The organism is Eudoraea sp. (assembly GCF_049665975.1).
Lineage (GTDB): Bacteria > Bacteroidota > Bacteroidia > Flavobacteriales > Flavobacteriaceae > Eudoraea.
Genome location: NZ_JBATGR010000391.1, coordinates 1 through 1,509 on the forward strand (window position 1 = coordinate 1; position 1,509 = coordinate 1,509).

At 37.8% G+C, this 1,509-nt stretch carries 1 protein-coding gene and 1 pseudogene; both read right to left on the reverse strand.

All coding sequences use genetic code 11. The features are described from left to right. The coding region (locus WBN20_RS13170) for a DUF4198 domain-containing protein (protein WP_424282033.1) at positions 1-635 on the reverse strand (635 nt) is incomplete at its 3' end. Between the two features lie 256 nt (positions 636-891). Next, positions 892-1,509, reverse strand: a pseudogene (locus tag WBN20_RS13175) (hypothetical protein); the annotation flags it as partial.

The window sequence follows — 1,509 nt, forward strand, 5'->3', positions numbered from 1 at the left end:
TCAAGGTTCTTTCGTGAACTGATATGCACCGTTTGGTCGCCAAGAGGTTCCCCCTGATACAAAAGTTTGAATGACATTCCATCTCCAAGGGAAAGGGCATACGGATTTTTTAGAGGAATAAATTCTATGGGGTAGTTTAACTGAGTTGAAAAGTGGTCTGTTCTCTTTTCGCCTACCTGAAATATGGCTTTGACATGTTTGGAATATTTTTCACGGGCTGCTTGATCAGAAATCCCATGGGTTTTCCTATCCGAGATCACCTCTGTAAAACCTTCGTGCTCCAGGTAAGCAGTAAAATCTTCTCCGCTTAGTTCAATAGCCTTCGATTTTGTTGAAACTCCGGCTACATAAGTGCCGGCATTCCCTGTTTTAAATTTTAAAAAGGTGATTTCACCTTTATCATAGTAATCATCCGAGGAAGGTTTAAAATCATAATTAGGACCAAGGATTTTTGGATTGATAATTCTATCTCTTGTTATCACATTTTCACTTTCGTCAAATGTTCCATTAATAAGGTAAAGTTCTCCCAGGCTATTTTCCTCAAAAAAATAGCTATCAGACTTTAGAAATAGTTCGTGTGACGATAAAAGGAAAAATAGGGTCAATAGAATTAATGTAGTCGATGTTCTTCTCATTTCAGTACTTTGATTTATGCTCCATAACAATGGGATATAGTTATTAACTATAGCTCAATTATATAAACTAAGATAATGTATTAAAAGATACCCAAGATAATTAGCGCTTAACAGTTGTGTAGCTCTATATGCTTTATAGGTACACAATGTATAGCATCTTAGATATTAATATTATTGTTGGTTGGGAAAAGGCACGAGCATGATGCCCGCGCCAACAGGGGCCTTATTTTATAACATTTAATTCGTGCTTACGATTTTATTTTCTCATGGAAACTATAATCTGTACTACTTCTCCTGTTCTTTCAAAGACTTGATTACTTGTCTCCCTGTCTAGCTCTAAGGTTTTGAAACTTTTTGATGATTTATTATTAAACAAAACTTCAACACCATTATTTGCAGCCATTTTATAGATAACAGGTAACTGACAATAAGTAAAACAAATACAGTCTTTTTCCAGGGCTATTTGCTGAGAGGTAAAATTTACATCTACATAATTGAACACAACTGGTTCTGTTAAAAACTCGGCTTTGTTAAAAAACCCGGGGCTAAAAGTAATTTTGCCGTCTTTAACCGCTACCCCAAGCTCTCCCATCCTGCTTAGTATATCCTCCTTTACCTGGCCGGTCATCCCCGGTTGCTGGGCTCCTTTCCCCGCAGGGGTATGCGAATAAGGATCTGTTGGGAAAGCCCCATACAGCTCGGGGGATTTATGCACTCCTATCCCCGCATTTATTTCGTAGTAGTGGTCTATTAATCTTCCAATAATAGCCTCGTCCTCATTATTTTTAATAGCTTTTAAACAATACTCCATCACCGCCAGTAGCAATTTGGACACCATATGCCAGTATATAGACCCAAGGCCCTCATAGCCAAA